Here is a 16,697-nt window from a genome sequence, read left to right on the forward strand (position 1 = left end):
GGTTCCCGTGCGGTGAGTCTCCGGCTAAGACTGGCGTCACAGGCGCGATCTGCGCCTGCCGGGCAGGCGACGTTTGGAATGCGATTCCTAAAATCTGACAGCAGGCTCCTCGGAGTCCTGCTGGTGCTGGCAATCACCCAACTCATCGGATGGGGCACGATCGGTCTTCCGGCCGTCATCGGACGCGACCTTGCAGCCGATCTCGGCTTGAGCTTGCCGGCGGTGTTCGCGGGCAGCTCGGTGCTTTATGTCACCATGGGCCTGTGCGCGCCCTGGCTCGCCAAGGCGTTTGCGCGGCATGGCGCCCGCAAGGTGATGATGGTGGGCACGGTCGTGGCCGTGCCGGGCTATGTCGTGCTGTATTTTGCGCGTGAGCCAATTCTCTATTTCCTGGCCTGGGTCATCCTCGGCATGGGCGGCAGCGCCACGCTGTCGACCGGCGCCTATATCATGCTCAACGAAGTGGCCGGGCGCCAGGCCAAGAACGCCATCGGCGCGCTGATGTTGGTGACCGGCCTCTCCAGCAGCATCTTCTGGCCGACCACCTCGTTTCTGAGCGGCCATTTCGGCTGGCGCGGCACCTGCCTCGTCTACGCCGCCATGCTGATCCTGGTCTCGCTTCCGCTCTATGCCTTTGGCGCGCCGCGCCGGAACATCGTGACGGACGGCGGCGGAGAGGCCGCAAAACCTTCCGAAGCGCCTGCGATTCCCAGGAGCACCTTCAACCTCGTCGTGATCGCGATTACGCTCAATGCCTTCGTCAATTTCGGCCTCGGCGCCGTGCTGATCGAGCTGCTCCGGGCCGAGGGTCTGGCGCCGGCGCAGGCGCTTGCGTTCGGCTCGATGCTCGGCGTGATCCAGGTCAGCGCCCGCGGGCTCGATTTTCTCGGCGGGGGACGGTGGGACGGGATCACGACAGGACTCGTCGCCGGCACGGCGCTGCCCGTCGCCATGCTGCTGCTGATGGTGAGCGAGGGCGCGACCTGGGCGGTCGCGGTCTTCATTCTGCTCTATGGCGCCGGCAGCGGCGCGATGGCGGTGGCCCGGGCGACGATCCCGCTGGTGTTCTACGACCAGGCCGAATTCGCCAAGGCGATGTCGATGATCGCGCTGCCGCTCAATCTCGCCTCGGCCATCTCGCCGCCGCTCCTGGCCGCTCTGCTCACCCAGTTCGGCAGCCGCGGCGCCCTGGGCCTGACATTGGTGTTTTCCTGCGTGACGGTGCTGATCCTGGTCCTGCTCGGCCGGCGGCGGCCGGGGGTGGTCGCGGCCGGCGTGGTGTGAGGGATACACCCGTAGATTGCCAGGCGGCTTTGGTGTAGCATTGATGCAAGGCCGCATCGTGCGGCAAAACTCCTATTCGCTCTCCATTTCGGTTGCTTCGTCCGAAAGCGATTTCAGCGATGACGGATTCCGTGGCGCCCTCACGAGGTTCCGAGCAGTCCGCAGGCGCATCTCCGGCGCCGGCGGAAGCGCCTGCCGGGCAGGACCCTCCCAAGTCACCGCCGAGCCCGCCGGCCTTCGCCGCCAAGGCGAACGATCTCGAAGCGTTGCGCGGTGCGGTCGTCGATGCCGCAAACGTCAGCGCGGGCCTCTGGCTCAGCTATCTCTTCGTGCTGCTCTATCTCGCCATCGCCGCCGGCAGCGTCACCCATCGCGATCTCCTGTTCGAGAAATCGGTCAAGCTGCCGTTCCTCAATGTCGAGCTGCCGCTGGTAGCGTTCTTCGTCATGGGGCCGGCGCTTTTCCTCGTCGTGCACGCTTATGTGCTGTTGCACTTCATGCTGCTCGCCGACAAGGCGGGGGCCTTCCACCAGCAACTCCGGCTGCAGATCGATGACGACGGCATTCGCGCGAGCTTGCGCCGCCAATTGCCGAGCAACGTCTTCGTTCAGTTCGTCGCCGGGCCGCCCGGCGTCCGATCGGGCGGAGTAGGCCTGATGTTTCGCCTGATTGCCCAGCTCAGCCTGATCGTGCTGCCGATCGGGCTGTTGATGCTGTTCCAGCTTCAATTCCTCGCTTACCACAGCGAGCCCGTCAGCTGGTGGCAGCGGATCGCGGTTGTGATCGACCTGGTGCTCATCTGGGCCATTTGGCCCTCGATCAACCGAGGTGTGATAGCGCGGCTCAGGTTGCGCGATTTCCTGCACTGGCCGGTTGCCGCATCGGCTTTGGCGAGCTTGCTGGTCATCATGATGGTCGGCGCAGTTGCCACCTTCCCGGGCGAATGGCTGCACACAGCGCTGCCGACGCTCCGGATCGTTCCGGCGGCATGGTCGTCGGACGAGCCGGCTGCGAAGGGCAAGGAGAGGCTCAGTGACACCAAGTTCGTGTCCCTGCATACACTGCTGATCGCCGGAGAAGCTGACCCGATCACGCGGAGGCCCGTGAGCGTATGGTCCAATCGGCTCGTGCTGCCGGAATTTAATGCCGCGTCGGCGTCTGGCGAAGCGCTGGCTTTGCGAGGCCGCCGGCTGGAAGGGGCCGTGCTGCCCGGAGCCCGTTTGGATGGGGTCGATTTTACCGGGGCCCATCTCCAGGAGGCCAATTTCGATGGCGCCGATTTGAAAGGCGCGCAGTTCGGGTGCGGTGAGGCGTTGGTGAAGTTCGACAACTTCGGCAAGGAGCTGCGGTGGAGCTGGAAATGGGTGGAGGATCAGGTCTCCAAACTGGCGAATCCGCGCACAAACCATGATTGCGTCTGGCTACGCGGAGCTTCCATGAGAAATGCTTCGCTGCAGGGAGCCTTGCTGGACGGAAGTCAAATGCAGGGCGTTGATTTGACTCGCGCTCGTCTTCACGGAGCCTCGATGCAGCTGGTCAATCTGGATGGAGCTTCGCTCTTTCGTGCGGATTTGCCGGGGGTGTCGCTCCGCGGCGCATCCCTTATTGGCGCGGATCTGCAAAGTACAGGGATGTCCGGCGTGACGCTCGAGCTTTCCGACTTATCAGCTGCGAAGCTGAATTTTGCCAATCTTCAAGGAGCTCAATTTGGTGAAGCCGGATATGAGGGAGCAAAATTTCAAGGAGCCTTTCTTTGGCGAAGCACGGTGCAAGGCCCGTACAATGATGCTGCGGTCCAACCCTGGGTTCGCGAGCCGGTTCTTGATGCGAGTTATCGGCGCAACATCTATGTGCCGTGCGAGAGGAGCGCCGATGACGATTGCTTATGGACACCAGAGACGTTCGAGGCCCTCAAGCGATCTCTCCAGGAAAACATTTCCGACCTCAAGCGTCGCAACGATGCGATTGAGCGCATCAGTGGCCTAGATCCGACAACGAAGGATACGGAGTCTCCCAAACCTTCACCATGGCTGAACCTGGAAAATGCCTTGCCCAGCGAGTCCGATTTCCTGAAGACGCGTGGGAAACATCTGCGCGCCGCCTGTTGCCGCAACGGCGGCGTCGACGTCATACACGCGCTGCTGAAGCGCAGGTTCGACATAAATATGCTGGAGGACAGGGACGTACTGAAGGTATTTGCCGGCGATTTGCTCGAAGGCAAGGACTGTCCGGAGATGAAAAAACTGATTGAACAAGACAGAGAGCTGCTTGAGCGAGTCAAATTGAGCACGGGCCCTTTCGCACCGTAGGGCAAGGTGCTTCGCCGAACAGCCCCCGATAATTCCCAGAAATGCCGCCGAGCGGAACGCCCGGCGGATGGGCGGGAAAGCGCCAGCGGATGGCCGTATGCCGCCAGTGCAGTGCTCAGGACCGCAAAATAGTGTATCCGCAGGAGGCGCAGGCCGATCCCGCCGCCGCGCCAAGATCCAGTTCCCCGGAGGAAATCGACATGTCGGCCTTGCCGCTCTCAGGCATCAAGATCCTTGACCTCACGCGTGTGCTTGCCGGGCCCTTGTCGGCCCAGATGTTGGGCGATCTCGGCGCGGATGTGATCAAGATCGAGCGGCCGGGCACCGGCGACGACGCGCGCGCCTTCGGCCCGCCATACCTGACCGACCCCGAGGGCAAGGCGAACAACAACAACTCGTTCTATCTCTGCGCCAACCGCAACAAGAAGTCGGTCACGGTCAACATCGCCAAGCCCGAGGGACAGGCGATCATCCGCGAGCTCGCCAAGGACGTCGACGTCTTCATGGAGAACTACAAGGTCGGCGATCTCAAGCGTTACGGCCTCGACTACGAGACCATCAAGGCGATCAATCCCGGCATCATCTATTGCTCGGTGACCGGCTTCGGCCAGACCGGCCCTTACGCCCCGCGCGCCGGCTATGACGCCATCCTCCAGGCGATGGGCGGCCTGATGAGCGTGACCGGCCATATCGACGGCGAGCCGGGCGAGGGCCCGATGAAGGTCGGCCCGTCGATCGTCGACTACATGACCGGCATGAACACCTCGATCGGGATTCTCTCCGCGCTCTACCATCGCGACGTCAATGGCGGGCAGGGCCAGCACATCGACGTCTGCCTGTTCGACACGGTCATCGCCTCGCTGTCGCACTGGCTGCAGATCTACCTCGTCAACGGCAAGACGCCACCGCGCCGCGGCACCTGGGGCAATGGCGGCATGCCGGCCGGCGTATTCCGCTGCACCGACGGCGAGCTGATGCTGGTGGTCGGCAATGACGGCCAGTTCCGGAAGACCTGCGCCGTGCTCGGCGAGCCCGAGCTTGCGAGCGATCCGCGCTTCATCAAGAACAACGACCGCGTCGTGCACGGCAAGGAGATCATGGCGATCTTCGCCGGCCTGTTCCTGAAGCAGCCGGTGGCCTATTGGCTGGACAGACTGGAGGAGGCCGGCGTGCCCTCGGGCCCGATCAACAATTTCGAGCAGGTGTTTTCCGATCCACACGTCCAGTCGCGCGGCATGCGGGTGAAGGTCGACCATCCCTTCGAGCCAAATCTCTCGCTGATCCGCAACGCGCTGACGCTGTCGGGCACCCCGATCGAGACCTACCGCGCGCCGCCGCTGCTCGGCGAGCACACAAAGGAAGTGCTCGGCGGCAAGCTCGGCTATGACGCGGAGAAGATCGAGGGGCTGAAGCAGCAGGGCATCATCTAGCGCATGACCACCGGCAAAACCATCATCACCTGCGCCATCACGGGCAACCTGACAAAGCCCGAGCAGTCGCCGTATCTCCCCATCACGCCCGAGCAGATCGCGACGTCCGCGCTGGAAGCCGCCGAAGCCGGCGCCGCCATCGCGCATATCCATGTGCGCGATCCCGCCACGGGGCGGCCCTCGATGTCCGTCGACCTCTACCGCGAGGTGGTCGAGCTGATCCGCGCCCGCAACAAGAGCCTGGTCATCAACCTCACGACCGGTCCGGGCGGGCGTTTCGTCCCTTCGATCGAAGACCCCAAGCTCGCCGGCCCCGGCACCACGCTGCTCCAGCCCGAAAAGCGTGTCGAGCACATCGAGCTGCTCAAGCCCGACATCTGCACGCTCGACCTCAACACCATGAATTCCGGCGGCGAGGTCGTGATCAACACCCCGCGCAATGTCCGCATCATGGCCGAGCGGATGAAGGCGGCGGGCGTGCTGCCGGAGATCGAGCTGTTCGATTCCGGCGACTGCCATCTGGCAAGTGACCTGTTCGCCGACGGCACGCTGAAGGGGCCGGGCCTGTTCTCGCTCGTGCTCGGGGTGAAGTACGGCTTCTCTGCCACGCCGGAGACGATGTTCTACGCCCGCAGCCTGCTGCCGCCGGGCGCGATCTGGTCCGGCTTCGGCATCGGCCGCGCCGAATTCCCGATGGTCGCGCAGGCCTTTTTGCTCGGCGGCCACGTCCGCGTCGGCATGGAGGACAATCTCTATCTGTCGAAGGGCGTGCTGGCGAAGACCAACGCCGAGCTGGTCGTGCATGCCGCAGGCATTTTGACGAGCCTGGGGGCGAGCGTTGCGACCGCGAAAGATGCGCGCGCGATGCTGGGACTGGCACAATAGTTTGGTGGCAGCAGTATGACGCCGGCGCGGCCTTACGCGAGGCTTGCGCGCAATCCCCAGATTAACCCGGTCCGTAATCGCACAGGCTTCCGCTTCGCGCGCGACTCAGATTCGATCTCTCCACCTAAGTTCGGGGAGGGAAGTGCATGTCCTATACGATCGGGTTCCAAGCCAAGGACCAGAAGGCCATTCTGGCGACCGAGGCGGCGACGGCCAATCAGGCTGTTGCGATCATTGCCGCACTGCGGCAAGGCGCCGACGAGATAAAGTTCATCCGCTCGCCGCAGGAAGGCGAGATGGGCATCGAGATGCTGCTGCTGCTCGCCAAGGAAGAGGCCGAGGAGATGCCGCAGCGGGCCTAACCCGCCGACCACACTTCGATCGGAAGCGAAGCATGTTGGCTGCATTGTCATGTAGTCAGGCATCACTCTCGCTCGAACCGAAGGTGGCCGCCGATGAAACGCGAAGCGCTCCGCGTCGAACCGATTTCGACATTCCTCGATCGCTGGAAGGCGCCGACCTCGCCGGTCACGCGCGCCGGCAACATGATCTTCGTCGCCGGCCTGCCGCCATTCGACCCGGAGACGGGTGAGCTTGTGGAAATGCCGATCGAGCGGCAGAGCGAGATCATCATGGAGCAGATGAAGCTGTGCCTTCAGACGGCCGGCGCCTCGCTCGACAACGTCATGAAGTGCAACGTCTACTGCACCTCGACAAGGCACTTCGCCGCCTTCAACGCGATCTATGCGCGCTACTTCCCGGTCGATCCGCCGGCGCGGATCTTCGTCGTGACGCCGGAATGGTTCGGCCCCTTCGACGTCGAGATCGACTGCATCGCGATGATGTGAAGTCTTAGCGCGCGTCGCGCGCGAGGGCACGTGGTGGCGCCTTCGCCTCGTTGCGTCCTGCCGTCAGCGCCATGGTCGCGACGCTGACCACGCGTGCAATGACGTCCTCGACGTCATCAAGATCGCATTTGCCTTCCGACAGCTTTGTGAGCCGCTCGCTTTCGCGGATGGTGTGGTGCGCCATCGCGAGCGCGAAGTTGAGGCCCCAGTAGATATCGACGTCGCTGCGGTCGGGCAGGGCGCGCCGCATCGCGCCTGCGAATTTCCGCAGATGGTCGATCTCGCGGTTCTTGATACGGCGGATCGGCGGCACGGATTCGATCGAGGCGCGGATCATGAAGCGCGCCGCGGTCGAGCGCTGGTTTTCCGGACCAAGACAGCCGCGCAAGGTCGGGCCGACCAGCGCGTGCAGGATCACCTCGATCGGCGCGCGGCCACCGCCTTGCTCTTCCGCCGCCTTCAATTCGCGCAAGCGCTCGCGGTTGGTCGCGATCGAGCGTGTCACGAACAGCTCGGCGATCAGCTCGTCCTTCGAGCCGAAATGATAGTTCACCGCGGCCAGATTGACACTGGCCGCCGCGACGATGTCGCGCAGCGTCACGTCGCCAAAGCCGCGATCGGCATAGAGCCGTTCGGCGGCGGCGAGAATGGCAGACCTCGTATGATCGCTGGCCATGAATGCCCTCAGGGGAGGGGAGTTGCAATTCAAACACTTGTATGAAACTATCGTTTGAAGGTCGGAGAAAGTCAATCCGCATGATGGAATTGAGCCGCATCACAACGGCGCGGGTTCCATCTGACATCTGCGAGCAGCCGGAATGGCGCTTGCGGGCTGCGCACAGCGGGAGGACAGTCCGGCGCAAAACAGGCTTTCAAAGCGAGAAACCGAGGAGCGTCCCATGGATTTCGATCTGTCCCCCAAGCAGAAGGAATGGCTCGACCGCGTGCGGTCCTTCATGGCCAAGCACGTGCGCCCGGCGGTGCCGGTTTACGACGAGCAGGATCGCAACGGCGAGCGCTGGAAGGTCATCCCGGTCCTGGAAGACCTCAAGAAGAAGGCGAAGGCCGAAGGCCTCTGGAACATGTTCATGCCGCCGAACGAGCATGAGGACGACGAATTCCGCGGCGCGGGATTGACCAATCTCGAATACGCGCTGCTGTCGGAAGAGATGGGCCGCATCACCTGGGCCTCGGAAGTGTTCAACTGTTCCGCGCCCGACACCGGCAACATGGAAGTGTTCATGCGCTACGGCTCCAAGGAGCAGAAGCGCAAATGGCTGCGCCCGTTGTTGGACGGCGAGATCCGCTCGGCCTTCCTGATGACCGAACCGGCAGTCGCCTCGTCGGACGCCACCAACATCGAGACCAGCATCAAGAAGGACGGCGATCACTACGTCATCAACGGCCGCAAATGGTGGTCATCAGGCGTCGGCGATCCCCGTTGCAAGATCGCGATCCTGATGGGCAAGACGGATTTCAACGCGGCCAAGCACCAGCAGCAGTCGCAAATCCTGGTTCCGCTCGATACGCCAGGCATCAAGGTCGAGAAGATGCTGCCGGTGTTCGGCTTCGATGACGCACCGCATGGCCATGCCCAGGTACTGCTCGACAACGTGCGGGTGCCGAAGGAGAACATCCTGCTCGGTGAGGGCCGCGGCTTCGAGATCGCGCAGGGTCGTCTCGGTCCCGGCCGTATCCATCACTGCATGCGCACCATCGGCAAGGCCGAGGAAGCCTTGGAGAAGATGGTGAAGCGGCTCTCCTCGCGCACCGCGTTCGGCAAGAGGATCGTCGAGCACTCGGTGTGGGAGCAGCGCATCGGCGATGCCCGCACCAACATCGAGATGACGCGCCTTCTCTGCCTCAAGGCTGCCGACATGATGGACAAGGTCGGCAACAAGACCGCGCAGGCCGAGATCGCCATGATCAAGGTCGCAGCGCCCAACATGGCCCTGAAGATCATCGACGAGGCGATCCAGTCCTTTGGTGGCGCGGGCGTCTCTGACGATGCCGGTCTCGCCAAGGACTACGCCCACATCCGCACGCTGCGTCTCGCCGACGGTCCGGACGAGGTGCACAATCGCGCCATTGCAAGGCTCGAAGTTCGGAAGTATGCCAATTCCTCCAGTCACTAAAAGGGAGGGCCGCGCGGCGCTCCCGACTTAAGAAACGACAGGGCATGATCCGTGATCGGATGACCGCTTGACGCAAGTGCAAGAGCGGTTACCGATTAGGATCATGTTCGGACTGAAGAGGGAGCGTCACCGTGGCTGACGGCGTCAGGAAAGACGAAGAGTTCTCGGGCACCAAGCCGGTCGAGGAGCGTCATCGCATCGACGAGATGCGACTCGAAGCCTGGCTGCGCGACAACGTCGAAGGCTACGAGGGCCCGCTGGTGGTTCTCCAGTTCAAGGGCGGCCAGTCCAACCCGACCTATCGGCTGAACACACCGAACCGTTCCTATGTGATGCGCCGCAAACCGTTCGGCAAATTGTTGCCGTCGGCACATGCGGTCGATCGCGAATATCGCGTGATCGCGGCCCTTGGAAAACACGGGTTCCCGGTCGCGCGCGCCTATGCGCTGTGCCAGGACGACAGCATCATCGGGTCGGCCTTCTACATCATGTCGATGGAGGACGGTCGCGTGTTCTGGGATCCGACGCTGCCGAGCCAGACGCCGGAGGATCGCCGAAAGATCTTCACCAGCAAGATCGAGACGCTGGCCAAGCTGCACATGTTCGATCCCACAACGATCGGCCTCGGTGACTTCGGCAAGCCCGGAAATTATTTTGCGCGGCAGATCGACCGCTGGACCAAGCAGTATCGCGCCTCCGAAACGCAGCACATTCCGGAGTTCGAGAAGGTCGCCGAATGGCTGCCGAAGACCGTGCCGGAACAGGCGCGCGTCTCGATCGTCCATGGCGACTACCGTCTCGACAACATGATTTTCCACGCGACGGAACCGCGCGTGCGGGCCGTGCTCGACTGGGAGCTGTCGACGCTCGGCGATCCCATGGCCGACTTCACCTATCTGTTGATGCAGTGGGTCATGCCGGGCCTTGATGGCGCCGACCTCAAGGCGCTCAACATCCCGAGCGTGGAGGAGGCCGCGCAGATCTATTGCAACGTCACGAAGATGACGGTGCCCGATCTGAACTGGTACTTCTCATACAATCTGTTCCGCCTCGCCGGCATCACCCAAGGCATCGCCGGCCGCGTCCGCGACGGCACCGCCGCCAATGCCAAGGCGCTGGAATCCGCCAAGCGCACCGTGCCGCTGTCGAAGGCCTCATGGGAGTACGCGCAGAAGGCGGGCGCGGTTTAGGAAGAGACAAGGGCGCGGCTGAGGGCCGCGCCCTTGTCTGTGGAGCGTACTTTCCTGCGCCAGCACAACTCTCGTGTCCCCGACGCGGTGCAGCACGAAGTGCTGCTCCGCAGAGCCGGGACCCAATCACGTTGCCAGAGCATTCAGCTCGTCCGTAAGGTCTCGCCAATCCGGATTGAGGTCTTCAATCAGCTTGAACTTCCACGCGCGTCGCCAGCGCTTCAACGAATGTTCGCGTGAGCGCGCTTCGAGTACCGACTCGAACGTCTCGAAATTGACTAGCAAGGTCACGTCGTATTGCCGTGTGAAGCCGGGTATGAGCTTGGCCTTGTGCTCGCCCACTCGGCGAGCGAGGTCGTTTGTCACTCCAATGTAGAGAGTGCCGTTTCGTTTGCTGGCAAGGATGTAAACGAAGAAGGACATAGCCGTGCAACCAGGTTGGACGTGACGCGCTCTAAGGTTGCATGTTCGATGTCGTCGCCAAGCGTTCTGGGTCCCGGCTCTGCGGAGCGTCACTGCGTGCCGCACCGCGTCCGGGACACGAGACCCGGATTCTCGCTGCCCGGACGCGCTGCAACGCGTAGCGTTGCTGCGCTGAGCCGGGACCCAAAGTCGCGGTTATGAAGCCACACAATGCGCGATCAGCTTCTCCACGAAGCCCGCGCACTTCTCCAGCTCCGCCATCTCCACGAACTCATCCGGCGTGTGCGCCTGCGCGATCGAGCCCGGGCCGATCACGACCGAGGGGATATCCGCCATGCTGGCAAACAGGCTCGCCTCGGTGCCGAAGGCGACCTTGGCGTGGTCGTTGCGGCCCGCAAGGCTTTTTGCCAGCGTGACGATCGCGGCGTCGGCGGCGGTGTCGAGGGCGGGATAGTCGAGGATCTCCTCGAAATCGATGCCGCATTCGGCATTCCTCGCCTTCATCGCGGGCTCGAGCTCGGCCTTGGCCCAGGCGACGATCGCATCCGTCACCTCACGCGACTCGGTGATGCCGATCCCGCGGCATTCGAAATCCACCGTGCAGGTATCGGGCACGATGTTCAGCGCGGCGCCCCCATGCACGATGCTGGTCAGCAGCGTCGAGTGCGGCACGTCGTAGAGACTGTTGCGCTCGACTTCGCTTGCGAGCTTCACCGCGCGGCGACGGATCTCGACGATCAGCTCGGCGGCATATTCGATCGCATTGACGCCATCGGGCGCGATCGAGGAGTGTCGGGCGAGGCCGTGAAACGTGGCGCGCACGCCGTGCTTGCCCTTGTGGCCGATGATGACCTTCATCTCGGTCGGCTCACCGATGAAAGCGCCGAGAGGCTTCACTTTCTTCTTCGCGACCTCGCCGAGCATCGGCCGCACGCCGACGCAGCCGATCTCCTCGTCATAGGAGATCGCGAGATGAATCGGCGTCGCGAGCTTCGCCTCCAGCATCTCCGGCACCATGGCGAGGCACACCGCCACAAACCCCTTCATGTCGGTGGTGCCGCGGCCATAGAGCTTGCCGTCGCGCTCGATCAGCTTGAACGGATCATGGCTCCAGTCCTGACCGATAACCGGCACGACGTCGGTATGGCCCGACAGCACGAGACCGGGGCGATCCTCCGGCCCGATCGTGACCCACAGCGAAGCCTTCTGTCCTGTCTCGTCGGTGATGCGCTCTCCCTTGACGCCAAGCGCGGCGAGATAGCTTTCGATATGGGCGATCAGGGGCAAATTGGTGCGGTCGCTGATGGTGTCGAAGCCGACGAGGTCGGCGAGGAGTGTTCGGATGCGGTCGGGTCTTGAGCTTGGCATTGTCACGTTCTTGTTGGGGGACTGGAGGCTAGGTTGCCTGCATGAACCATACCAATGTGATGGCCGGTGACGCAAATCGACACAGCCCCGTAGCCCGGGTGAGCGCAGCGATACCAGGGACAGCTCGTGCGGCGAATCCCGGATATCGCTCCGCCATCCGGGCTACAAGACCTTGCGTTGCCCGACGGGCAAAACACGCCAGCGATGGGGCAACCCACCTCGCCGAAAATATTCCACTTTACCGAAATTCGGAAACGGCGTATCCATCACGGCAACCCGGCCCAAGGAAGAGGGGCGTATCGCGATCGTCACGAACGCGGGCCGGGCGGCGGTGGACGCTGATAACATCGGCGCGAAGGCTTTCGCAGGGCAGGTGACTGTGAGCGAAGGCGTCGCGCGCACGACCGGTGTGATCGGCGTACGGCAAAATCGTGTGGTCCTGACGCCCGGGGTCTGTGCGTCAAGTCTTGCGGTGATGTGGCGGCCCGACCGGGCGCGTACATCAGTCATCGATAAGGCGACGGGGGCAATAGTGCATCGCTCCCCGGGGAGAGCGCGACATAAGCCGTTCCAACCACTGCGCAGGGAAGGCCGGGATGTCCTGGCTACACCTGTATGCCGCTGTGCAAACGTCTTACTGCAACTTCGCACAGTGGACCTCGGGTGCCAGCGGGCTCCCGGTCTTCCCTGCGCCCTCTTTCAATCGAGGGCAAGGCAATGAAGCAAAGCTCGGGCGAAAAATGCCGCGAGGATGCGTAACTGCGTCTACAATGAAGATGCGAATTGAAAAGGCGACGCCATCAACCACACACTCCGTCATTGCGAGCGCAGCGAAGCAATCCAGAGTCTTTCCGCGGTGGGATTCTGGATTGCTTCGCTGCGCTCGCAATGACGAGGATGATGCAGTTGCGTGCCAAAATTCCGGTCTCGTATCCCGACCGCGCCGCGTCCGGGACACGAGAGTGACCTTGCTAAACCGGTTTCCCCGCGTACGGCATCGACGCCGTCAGCCCGCCGTCCACCGGGAACGCCTGACCGTTCACATACGACGCTTCGTCGCTCGCCAGGAACAGTCCCATCGCCGCGAGCTCGTGCGGCTGGCCCGGACGCTTCAGCGGATTGAGCTGGCCGATCTTGTCTTGGGTCCCGCGCTCTTTCGCACGATCGAAGATCGGCTTGGTCATTCCTGTCTCGATCAGGCCGGGGCACACCGCGTTGATGCGCACGCCGGTGCCGGAGAGCGAATAGGCCGTGGTCTGCACCAGCGAGATCACGCCGGCCTTGCTCGCCGCATAGGGATGCCCGCTGGCGCCGGCCTTGAGGCCCGCGACGGATGCGGTCAGCACGATCGCGCCGGATTGCTGCTTCACCATGTGCGGCATCGCGTGCTTCACCGCGAGGAACGGACCGATCAGATTGATGCGCAACACCTCCTGCCACTGTTCCACGGTCTGCTCGCCGAGCGGAACGAGCCCGCCGGAAACGCCGGCATTGGCCCAGATCACATCGAGCCGGCCATGCGTCTTCACCGCCTTGTCGATGACGGCCATGACGTCGGTCTCGGAGCCCGCATCCGCGATCATCGCTTCGGCAACACCGCCGGCCTTCTTCACCTCGTCGACGGTCTCCTTCACCGCCTCGGTGCGATCGACCGCGATCAGCTTTGCGCCTTCTTTGGTGAACAGCAGCGCGGCAGCGCGACCGATGCCGCTGCCGGCGCCGGTGATGATGACGGATTTGCCTTGCAGACGGCCCATGTGTTTCTCCCTTTGCCTAGTACGCGACGCTTGCCGCGCAGCGGAATTTCAAACAAGATTTCAAACGGTAAAGTGTCTTGAGACACGTTCACACCTGACGTACAGCGACATCACACGGGATGGAAGGGTTTCGATGGCAACCGCGGACAAGCCGAATGTGGTCACGACACGGTGGTGGTGGGTTCGTCACGCGCCGGTGCGCAATGACGGCGGCAACATCTACGGGCAGAGCGATCTCGCCTGCGACACCAGCGATACCTACGTGTTCAATGCTGTTGCCAAGGTGCTGCCACGCAAGGCGGTCTGGTATTCGAGCAATCTGATGCGCACGCATCAAACGGCCGAAGCGATCTGGGCAGCCGGCTACCCGAAGCCCGCGTCGATGCCATGGGAAGCGGACCTCGCCGAGCAAAATCTCGGGACATGGCAGGGCATGAACCGCGCCGCGTTCATCGCGAGCCGTCCCGTTGGGTCGAGCTGGTTTGCCGATATCAACGAGCCCGCGCCCGGCGGCGAAAGCTTCATGGACCTCTACCACCGCGCGCGCCGCGTCATCGAGCGGATCAACAATGAGGCGGCAGGCCAGGACATCATCGCTGTTGCCCATGGCGGCACCATCAAGGCCGCGCTCGGGCTCGCGCTCGGCGGCCAGGTGGAGAAGGCGCTGTCGTTCGACATCGACAATTGCTCGATCACGCGGCTCGATTATTTCTCGAGCCCCGAGCGCTCGGTGTGGCGGCTGCCGATGGTGAACCAGCAGCCGTGGATCGCGGACGATGCGCATGCGGAGATGCATCAGCCGGCGGGACCGGAAGTCAAGAAGCTCGCCTGAGGCTGTTGTCCGCTCGCGCGGACGCGGCGTAAGCTTCGGCCAAATCAAATCATAACTCTGGGAGAGAAACATGACCTTGTTCGACATGAAGGGGAAAGTCGCTGTCATCACCGGATCGACGCGCGGCATCGGGCTTGCGATCGCCGAGCGCATGGCCGAGCATGGCGCCAAGGTCGTGATCTCCTCGCGCAAGGCCGATGTCTGCGAGCAGGTGGCCAAGGGCATCAACGACAGGTTCGGTAAGGACACCGCGGTCGCGATCGCCGCCAACATCTCGTCGAAGGAAAATCTGCAAAACCTGATCGACGAGAGCAACCGCGCCTTCGGCAAGATCGACGTGCTGGTCTGTAACGCGGCGTCGAACCCGTATTACGGCCCGCTCGCCGGCATCTCCGACGACCAGTTCAGGAAAATTCTCGACAACAACATCGTCGCCAACAACTGGCTGATCTCGATGGTGGTGCCGCAGATGATCGAGCGCAGGGACGGCTCGGTGATCATCGTGTCCTCGATCGGCGGCCTCAAGGGCTCGACCATCCTCGGCGCCTACGCGATCTCCAAGGCTGCCGACATGCAGCTCGCGCGCAACCTCGCTTGCGAATACGGCAAGCACAACATCCGGGTGAACTGCATTGCGCCCGGCCTGATCAAGACCGATTTTGCCAAAGCGCTGTGGGACAATCCGGAAAACCTGAAAGCCTCGACCTCGCGCTCGCCGCTGCTCCGCATCGGCACCCCCGACGAGATCGCGGGCGCAGCCGTGTTCCTGGGATCTGCGGCCGGTGACTTCATGACCGGCCAGACCATGGTCATCGACGGCGGCGCGACGATCAGTTGATGGTCTCGTGTCCCGGACGCGCTGCAGCGTGCAACGCTGCTGCGCAGAGCCGGGACCCAGAAAGCCGAGCCCGAGATCGTTGAGGCATGGGCCCCGGATCTGCAACGCACCGCTACGCGCTGCGTTGCGTCCGGGGCACGAGACCTCAATCCACCGCCGCGTAAACCAGATCCCGCACCAGCGTCCGCGTAAAATCGCGCTGGCCCGGGCCCTGGCTCATGAACACCGTGAACAGATCCTCCTTCGGATCGATCCAGAAGAACGTGCCGGCAATGCCGCTCCAGAAATACTGGCCGACGCTGCCGGGGAAGGGCGCGATGCCGGCCTCGCGGCGCACGGCGAAGCCGAGACCAAAGCCGTGGCCGGGCGACAGCAGCGTGCCGTTGGTCACAACGTGAGGCCCGAGATGATCGGACGCCATCAGCTCCAGCGTCTTGCGGCCGATGATCCTGTTGCCGTCGAGCGTGCCGCCATTGCGCAGCATCAGCGCGAAGCGGGCATAGTCCATGGTGGTCGAGACGAGGCCGCCGCCGCCGGATTCCATGATCGGCTGTTCGAGCATGTTGAACAGCGCCACCTTGTCGCCGGTCCAGGGATCGGCTTCGAACGGCTGGGCGAGCCGGCCGGCATTGGACTCAGAAGTGGAGAAGGCGGTCTCGGTCATCTGCAGCGGCGCGAGGATGCGTTCGGTCAGGAACATGCCGAGCGATTTGCCGCTGACGACTTCGATGATGCGGCCGAGGATGTCGGTGGAGCGGCTGTAGTTGAATTCGTCACCGGGATGGCAGACCAGCGGGAAGCTCGCCACCAGCGCGGCGTGCTCGGCATTGGTGATCTTGCGGCTGCGGACGCGGGACTCCTGATAGAGCTTGTGTACGGGGCCGTCGCCCTGGTGCTCGTAAGTCAGGCCCGAGGTGTGGCGGAGCAGATCCTGCACCGTCATCGGGCGATTAGGCGGAACCAGTTCCAGTCTGCCGCCGCTGACCACGCCGACCCTCTGGTCGGCGAACTCGGGAATGAACTTGGCGACCGGGTCGCTCAGCAGCAGATGGCCGTCCTCGACCAATGCCATGATGCCGACCGAGACGATCGGCTTGGTCATCGAGAAGATCCGGAAGATCGAATCAAGCGCCATCGCCGGGCCTGCGGGGCTCTGCTTGCCGAGCGCCTCAAACCAGCCGACCTGGCCGCGCCGGGCCACCAGCACCGTCACCCCGGGAACGGTTCCCTTGTCAATCTCGCGCTTGAAAGCGTCCGACATCGCCTGGAGTCGGGGCCGCGACAGCCCCAGCGTTTCCGGCTCGGCCTCGGGCAAGGGCGGCGCTTTCGGCGTGATCGCGGCTTGAGGGGCGGTGGCAGTCATGGGCACTCCCGTTTGTTCTTGATTGTCGGGAACAG

General features: G+C 63.3%; 15 protein-coding genes. 10 read left to right on the plus strand and 5 right to left on the minus strand.

The genetic code is table 11. From position 1 onward, the window contains the following. Positions 1–78 precede the first annotated feature (78 nt). From B5V03_RS04245 to B5V03_RS04270, 6 genes are all read left to right on the plus strand, one after another. Positions 79–1,284, plus strand: coding sequence for an MFS transporter (locus tag B5V03_RS04245; protein WP_129268029.1), 1,206 nt, complete (start codon positions 79–81; stop codon positions 1,282–1,284). Between the two features lie 119 nt (positions 1,285–1,403). Further along, complete coding sequence (locus B5V03_RS04250; protein WP_129268030.1) at positions 1,404–3,593, plus strand: pentapeptide repeat-containing protein; 2,190 nt, start codon at positions 1,404–1,406, stop codon at positions 3,591–3,593. A gap of 200 nt (positions 3,594–3,793) precedes the next feature. Beyond that, entirely contained in the window at positions 3,794–5,023 is a 1,230-nt protein-coding gene (locus B5V03_RS04255) for a CaiB/BaiF CoA transferase family protein (RefSeq protein ID WP_129268031.1), read from the plus strand. A gap of 3 nt (positions 5,024–5,026) precedes the next feature. Continuing rightward, a complete protein-coding gene (locus B5V03_RS04260) occupies positions 5,027–5,908 on the plus strand; it encodes a 3-keto-5-aminohexanoate cleavage protein (RefSeq protein ID WP_129268032.1) in 882 nt (293 codons plus the stop codon). 146 nt (positions 5,909–6,054) lie between these two features. After that, the gene (locus B5V03_RS04265) at positions 6,055–6,270 is read left to right on the plus strand and encodes a hypothetical protein (protein ID WP_129268033.1); all 216 of its coding nucleotides are present in this window, start codon (positions 6,055–6,057) and stop codon (positions 6,268–6,270) included. Between the two features lie 93 nt (positions 6,271–6,363). Further along, positions 6,364–6,756: a RidA family protein gene (locus tag B5V03_RS04270; RefSeq protein WP_129268034.1), complete on the plus strand. Its 393-nt coding sequence runs from the start codon at positions 6,364–6,366 to the stop codon at positions 6,754–6,756. A gap of 4 nt (positions 6,757–6,760) precedes the next feature. Here the strand turns inward: B5V03_RS04270 and B5V03_RS04275 are convergent, their stop codons facing one another. After that, positions 6,761–7,432, minus strand: coding sequence for a TetR/AcrR family transcriptional regulator (locus B5V03_RS04275; RefSeq protein ID WP_129268035.1), 672 nt, complete (start codon positions 7,430–7,432; stop codon positions 6,761–6,763). A gap of 223 nt (positions 7,433–7,655) precedes the next feature. On the opposite strand from B5V03_RS04275, the gene B5V03_RS04280 reads away from it, so the two are divergent. Together B5V03_RS04280 and B5V03_RS04285 are read left to right on the plus strand one after the other, a co-directional pair. After that, positions 7,656–8,891 (plus strand): acyl-CoA dehydrogenase family protein, encoded by a 1,236-nt coding sequence (locus B5V03_RS04280; RefSeq protein ID WP_129268036.1) that lies wholly within the window; start codon positions 7,656–7,658, stop codon positions 8,889–8,891. 131 nt (positions 8,892–9,022) lie between these two features. After that, positions 9,023–10,081: a phosphotransferase family protein gene (locus tag B5V03_RS04285; protein WP_129268037.1), complete on the plus strand. Its 1,059-nt coding sequence runs from the start codon at positions 9,023–9,025 to the stop codon at positions 10,079–10,081. 126 nt (positions 10,082–10,207) lie between these two features. Here B5V03_RS04285 and B5V03_RS04290 read toward each other — a convergent pair whose 3' ends face one another. The 3 genes from B5V03_RS04290 to B5V03_RS04310 form a co-directional block, all read right to left on the minus strand. Then, a complete protein-coding gene (locus B5V03_RS04290; RefSeq protein ID WP_129268038.1) occupies positions 10,208–10,504 on the minus strand; it encodes a GIY-YIG nuclease family protein in 297 nt (98 codons plus the stop codon). A gap of 195 nt (positions 10,505–10,699) precedes the next feature. Continuing rightward, on the minus strand, positions 10,700–11,872 hold the full coding sequence (argE, locus tag B5V03_RS04295; protein ID WP_129268039.1) for an acetylornithine deacetylase: 1,173 nt from the start codon (positions 11,870–11,872) through the stop codon (positions 10,700–10,702). Positions 11,873–12,843: 971 nt separating this feature from the next. Then, a complete protein-coding gene (locus B5V03_RS04310; RefSeq protein ID WP_129268041.1) occupies positions 12,844–13,629 on the minus strand; it encodes an SDR family NAD(P)-dependent oxidoreductase in 786 nt (261 codons plus the stop codon). A gap of 133 nt (positions 13,630–13,762) precedes the next feature. Between B5V03_RS04310 and B5V03_RS04315 the strand changes: the two genes are divergently transcribed. After that, a complete protein-coding gene (locus B5V03_RS04315; protein ID WP_164987780.1) occupies positions 13,763–14,461 on the plus strand; it encodes a histidine phosphatase family protein in 699 nt (232 codons plus the stop codon). A 70-nt stretch (positions 14,462–14,531) separates the two neighbouring features. Further along, the gene (locus B5V03_RS04320) at positions 14,532–15,299 is read left to right on the plus strand and encodes an SDR family NAD(P)-dependent oxidoreductase (protein WP_129268043.1); all 768 of its coding nucleotides are present in this window, start codon (positions 14,532–14,534) and stop codon (positions 15,297–15,299) included. Between the two features lie 145 nt (positions 15,300–15,444). Here B5V03_RS04320 and B5V03_RS04325 read toward each other — a convergent pair whose 3' ends face one another. Next, positions 15,445–16,662: a serine hydrolase domain-containing protein gene (locus tag B5V03_RS04325; RefSeq protein ID WP_129268044.1), complete on the minus strand. Its 1,218-nt coding sequence runs from the start codon at positions 16,660–16,662 to the stop codon at positions 15,445–15,447. Positions 16,663–16,697: the final 35 nt, after the last annotated feature.

The organism is Bradyrhizobium betae (assembly GCF_004123905.1).
GTDB lineage: Bacteria > Pseudomonadota > Alphaproteobacteria > Rhizobiales > Xanthobacteraceae > Bradyrhizobium > Bradyrhizobium betae_A.

Bases quoted from the DNA above. Each gene is read 5' to 3' on its own strand.
- B5V03_RS04245 (WP_129268029.1), top strand. From the start codon at position 79: ATGCGATTCCTAAAATCTGACAGCAGGCTCCTCGGAGTCCTGCTGGTG.
- B5V03_RS04250 (WP_129268030.1), top strand. From the start codon at position 1,404: ATGACGGATTCCGTGGCGCCCTCACGAGGTTCCGAGCAGTCCGCAGGC.
- B5V03_RS04255 (WP_129268031.1), top strand. From the start codon at position 3,794: ATGTCGGCCTTGCCGCTCTCAGGCATCAAGATCCTTGACCTCACGCGT.
- B5V03_RS04260 (WP_129268032.1), top strand. From the start codon at position 5,027: ATGACCACCGGCAAAACCATCATCACCTGCGCCATCACGGGCAACCTG.
- B5V03_RS04265 (WP_129268033.1), top strand. From the start codon at position 6,055: ATGTCCTATACGATCGGGTTCCAAGCCAAGGACCAGAAGGCCATTCTG.
- B5V03_RS04270 (WP_129268034.1), top strand. From the start codon at position 6,364: ATGAAACGCGAAGCGCTCCGCGTCGAACCGATTTCGACATTCCTCGAT.
- B5V03_RS04275 (WP_129268035.1), bottom strand. From the start codon at position 7,432: ATGGCCAGCGATCATACGAGGTCTGCCATTCTCGCCGCCGCCGAACGG.
- B5V03_RS04280 (WP_129268036.1), top strand. From the start codon at position 7,656: ATGGATTTCGATCTGTCCCCCAAGCAGAAGGAATGGCTCGACCGCGTG.
- B5V03_RS04290 (WP_129268038.1), bottom strand. From the start codon at position 10,504: ATGTCCTTCTTCGTTTACATCCTTGCCAGCAAACGAAACGGCACTCTC.
- argE (WP_129268039.1), bottom strand. From the start codon at position 11,872: ATGCCAAGCTCAAGACCCGACCGCATCCGAACACTCCTCGCCGACCTC.
- B5V03_RS04310 (WP_129268041.1), bottom strand. From the start codon at position 13,629: ATGGGCCGTCTGCAAGGCAAATCCGTCATCATCACCGGCGCCGGCAGC.
- B5V03_RS04315 (WP_164987780.1), top strand. From the start codon at position 13,763: ATGGCAACCGCGGACAAGCCGAATGTGGTCACGACACGGTGGTGGTGG.
- B5V03_RS04320 (WP_129268043.1), top strand. From the start codon at position 14,532: ATGACCTTGTTCGACATGAAGGGGAAAGTCGCTGTCATCACCGGATCG.
- B5V03_RS04325 (WP_129268044.1), bottom strand. From the start codon at position 16,662: ATGACTGCCACCGCCCCTCAAGCCGCGATCACGCCGAAAGCGCCGCCC.